Origin of the sequence: Victivallis lenta (assembly GCF_009695545.1) — a bacterium.
In the GTDB taxonomy this organism is placed as follows: Bacteria; Verrucomicrobiota; Lentisphaeria; order Victivallales; family Victivallaceae; genus Victivallis; species Victivallis lenta.
The window spans coordinates 1-4564 of record NZ_VUNS01000060.1 but is presented as its reverse complement, the minus strand read 5'-3'; the positions used below and the strand labels follow the sequence as shown (position 1 = coordinate 4564).

Genomic DNA, 4564 nt, shown 5'->3' with positions numbered 1-4564 from the left:
TGACGAAACAGACTTATCGAGGTATTTTTCATTACGGAGCCCTCCTTTGGGGTTAGGCAACCGTAATATACTGTTACGGACAAAGTTTGGCTCCGCCTTTTTGGCTAATTGTTAGGACACGTCTGACCCATTTATCTTAATTCTCTAATTTAGTCCAGTTCAACACAGTTACGTCCTCGTCATCAACGAGCCTCACTGATCGCTCCCCCGATTTCCCTGACCGGAACAATTCTGGCAATATGATGCAAGATCAATGCGCCACCCAGCAATTGGTGTTGTCTTTGTCTTTGTCGCCCCAGAATGATTTGCTGTCATCATGGCTAAGCTGCTTGGGAACTTCGTCGTAAGTAGCGGTTCCCGCATGGCCGTCGGAAAACACGGCGTTGAGCCGGCCGTTATGCCGGAATGCCTGGCGGCTGTTAAGGTCAAGGCAGAAACGGCAACCGCTGGCAGTTCCAGAATAGTAAGGCCTATTGATATCCATAAGCATTACACGGGAAGAAAGCGAACTAAAATTCCGATTGATCACAGCAGAACCATATTTTTCATTAAAACAGAGAGAACTGGCTCCGTAGCATTTCCCGTTCGTAGGAGAGATGTCCTGAGAATCGGGAACCGTGGAGGGACAGTGAAAAACTTTTGCCAATTCATATTGGATATAAAACCACTGCCCGCCAACATAAGGAGCCAACATTACCATCCAAGGGGCATTATCGCGGTCTACTGGCGCTGAAGTAGGATCCCACATCGGAATACGGACCGGGTTGGAGTCGGTACTTCTGCACAATGTGCCATAATCAGATACATACATCAGCGCCCCGTTCCCCAGCTGTTTCAAGTTGTTGAGGCAGGAAATTGATTTTGCTCTATCCCGGGCTTTGTTCAACGCCGGCAACAATATCGACGCAAGAATGACGATGATGGCGATAACGACTAACAGCTCAATTAACGTAAATCCACTCTTTCTCATCTCGATACCCTTCAATGTGAAATGCTTTGCCGGCCTGTAACGATCCGGACAGGTACGGGCAAGCCATTCCCGGCATCCGGCAAAAGCAGCGGCGACGAGTAGCAGGCGACGGCCGGGAAAGTGAGGCATCTGGTATGCTTTTTTCATTTCTTTTCCTCCGATGGTTATTGGAAACGTACGTGTTTCTCTGGTAAATATTATACCGGGAAGTTGAAAAGCCCGGAATAGGCGATTAACTTATCAGGGAAGAAAAAAGAAAAAAAAGGTACGCAATCATGAAATTTCTGTGCGATTCAACCCTGTTCGATGCAGAAACCGGCAGATGCTGGAAAAGTACGGATTCTTTCACCGGATACGGCAACGGCTATCCTGAGAAAATCGTCATTCATAATTTTGAAGATCTTGAGGATAAACCGAAACTTCTCTATCTCGAACATATCCAGTATGCGGAAATGCACCGGAAATATTATCAGCGGAGGACCAGGCAGAACAACCTGCTTTCCGTGATGTTTATCTGCCGGGGAGAGATGTACTTCCATTGCGAAGAGGATGTGCTTCTGGCGGAGGCGGGCGACTGCGTGCTGTTGAAACCGCATTGCAGGAATGACTTCCTCTACCTGCCGGGCAAAAAATGCGCGGCATTCGAAATCATTCTCAACGGCAGCGGCCTCGACGGCATTCTGCAGCTTTACCGTCTCGAACAGATGCTGTGGTGCAGGATTCCGGACAGGCGCCCTTTTTTCGACCTGCTCAAGCGTGCCGGAAAACTGCGAAGTCTCCGGGAGCCGATTGCTCATCGGCTGGCCGGTTGTGCTTTGGAGGTCATTCAATTGCTGTCTCAGGCCGGAGCAGACCGGTCGTCCCAGTCGTCGATCGCGCAGATCAGGGATGAACTGGAATCCCGGCTCCATGAAAAAGTAAATATGGGAGAAATCGCCCGTAAATACAGCCTTTGCCTGCCGGTCCTGAATCGGCGTTTCCGGGAAACATTCGGCACGACTCCTTACCGCTATTGGAAGCAGTTCCGGTTGAAGCGGGGCGCAGAATTGCTCAATCGGGGATTGCTGATCAAGGAGGCGGCGGGAATGGTCGGCTATGAAAATCCGAAGTCCTTTTCCGCTGAATTCCGTCGTTTTTACGGAATTTCGCCTCAGGCCTATCGGGAAAACAACCTGGCATAGCATATTTTCATTTCCGACGCAATGACCGCGCCGTGAGTTTCGCCGCACCGGCTGCCGCTTCCTCGCGGACGGAACGGGTTTCGGGCGGCGCACATCTTTTCACCGTTCTGCCCGGCATGGCCGGGGGCGGCGCGAAAGGCGGCATGATGCTCCGCCGGAACAGCATATCCCGCCGCGGAGCGGCAGTTGCGGAGAGATTATCGACGCCCCCGGATATGGTTTGAATGATGAACCTGCCGCGGCAGGTTCCTGATTTGCATTTTACTCCATCTGCAGTATATTTACCTCATCGATGAAGCAAACGGAGATGGCGAAGATGCGGAGTCAGTTGCAGCGGGCGATGAGCGCCGGAAGAAACCGGCCGCACCTTGTCCATTTCCGGAAGAAACGCCGAACTCGTTTCGGGAGCATTGCCGGGCTGATCTGACCGTTCAGAGGAAACCGTTTCACAATGTTGGAGAATCACCGTAAAGGAATCAATCATATGCGTCTTTTTCTACTGTTCCTTCTTGCCGTTTTCGCCTTTTTCCAGACCGCTGCCGGAAACACCGGCGACGACCTGCGCGCCTTTTTCGCCAGGGCGGCCGCGGGAGAGCCCGTCACGGCGGTCGCGCTCGGAGGCTCGATCACCCAGGGCGGCAGGGCCTGGGTCGACCCCTGGCTGAAGGAAACGTTCCCGAAATCCCGGGTCAGTATCTTCAACGCGGGAATCAGCGGAACCGGCAGCCATCTGGGCATTTTCCGGATCGGGCGCGACGTTATCGCCCTGCAGCCCGATCTCGTGCTGATCGAATACGCCGTTAACGACGGCGGTCTCTCCGACGAAGATGCCGTCCGTTATCTGGAGAGCATGGTCGTCAGGCTCAAACGGCTGCCGCGGCCGCCCGCCATCGTCTTCATCGAAACCGCGGCGCGCACGGGGTCGATCCGCCACCGCCATGAAAAGGTGGCTGCCCACTACAATCTGGTCAACATCGATCTGCAGGTCCGGCTGGATGAATACCTGAAAACCACCGGAACTCCCTGGGAAAAACTGATGAGCGATGACGTCCACCCCAACGCGGCCGGCTACCGCCTCTACTGGGATTGGATCGCCGAAGCGCTCACGCCGTATCTGCCGCAGGACGGCGTCCCGGCCCCCGCCCCGACTCCCGCCCCCCTGCCGAAACCGTTGAGCGCCAAACCGTTGATTCTCGACGGGAAAATGATTCCGCTGTCCGGGCTCTCCGCGCCGGGCTGGAAAGAGGAATCGACGCTCTCCACCTGGTATGACAGGGTGTTCCTCGGCACGCTCGCCAGCTCCCGGCCGCCGGCTCCGCTCGAACTCCATGCGCATGGAACGGAGCTGGGGCTTTTCTACATTCTCGACCGGACCGCCGGAAGCTTCCGGGCCAGCGTGGACGGCCGCACTTTCGCCCACGTCAACTGCGATATCCGCAACGGTTACGGCTACCAGCTTTTCGGCAAAGAGCTGGAGCCCCGGCTGCATAAACTGCTCATCCGGCCCCTCTCCGACCAGCCGGTGAAGCTCGGTTACCTGCTGGTGGCGGGCGACACCGCAGCAGCAGCCGGCCTGGCACCGCAGGGACCGGTGAACGACGAACTGCTGGCTAATTTCAAGTGGACTCCGGTTCCTGCGTCCGGCTGGCAGTGGGCCGGGCCTTTCGGCGGCGAGACCCTCGCGTGGCCGAGCCCGGATTTTCAGACGCGGTTCGCCCCCGAAACAACGGAAGAGACCGAGTGGAAAGCGGTTCCTCCGACCGAAGGCGAAACCATCGATTTCGGCAAATTGACCGGCAGGCACGACCGCGGCGTCTGTTACGCCAGGACCACGCTGAAGAGCAAAGGCGGTAAAATCCTTCTCGGAGTCAAGGCCGATTACTTCGTCAAACTCTGGATCAACGGCAAACTGGCTGTGACCCTGGACGGTCCCCACGGCGGAGCGTCTCATCCGGTCTGCGTCCGGACGGAACTCAAACCGGGGGATAATGAAATCGTCGCCAAAATTCACTCGGGCAGCCAGGGATTCTCCTTCGGACTCCTCCTTGAGGACGACCTTGCGCAGACTCTCTCCGATGAGGTGGTTTTTCAATAAATAACTCGGATAAATTGATCGAATAAAGATACTCTCCTTTAGGAGCAATATCCTCTGCTATGCGACGCATAAATTCTGATTGCGTCATTTTTTGTGCACATTTTGTTAATTCTATGTTCTTTTTGCTGTTTTTCTCCGTTATATTCCAAGTAAAATCTTTCATTGCGTTGGTAATCACAAGTTTTATTTCTGATCACACCTGTCCTAACAATTTTCAAAATGGCGTAATTTTCTGATTACGCCCCCTCATTTTCATCTATTTCACACCAATTCTCAAAAGTAGCCCCCCTTTGTTGTAAATCAGCTGTCCTAAAAAGC

General features: G+C 54.1%; 3 protein-coding genes. 2 read left to right on the top strand and 1 reads right to left on the bottom strand.

Annotation, left to right across the window (positions count from 1 at the left end):
• Window positions 1–250: 250 nt before the first annotated feature.
• Window positions 251–1117, bottom strand: coding sequence for a prepilin-type N-terminal cleavage/methylation domain-containing protein (locus FYJ85_RS22645; protein ID WP_154420956.1), 867 nt, complete (start codon window positions 1115–1117; stop codon window positions 251–253).
• 128 nt (window positions 1118–1245) lie between these two features.
• On the opposite strand from FYJ85_RS22645, the gene FYJ85_RS22640 reads away from it, so the two are divergent.
• Both FYJ85_RS22640 and FYJ85_RS22635 read left to right on the top strand, forming a co-directional pair.
• A complete protein-coding gene (locus FYJ85_RS22640; protein WP_154420955.1) occupies window positions 1246–2151 on the top strand; it encodes a helix-turn-helix domain-containing protein in 906 nt (301 codons plus the stop codon).
• A 484-nt stretch (window positions 2152–2635) separates the two neighbouring features.
• Window positions 2636–4246 carry an SGNH/GDSL hydrolase family protein gene (locus FYJ85_RS22635; RefSeq protein WP_206213420.1) on the top strand — a complete coding sequence of 537 codons (1611 nt, stop codon included), beginning with the start codon at window positions 2636–2638 and terminating at the stop codon, window positions 4244–4246.
• Window positions 4247–4564 lie beyond the last annotated feature (318 nt).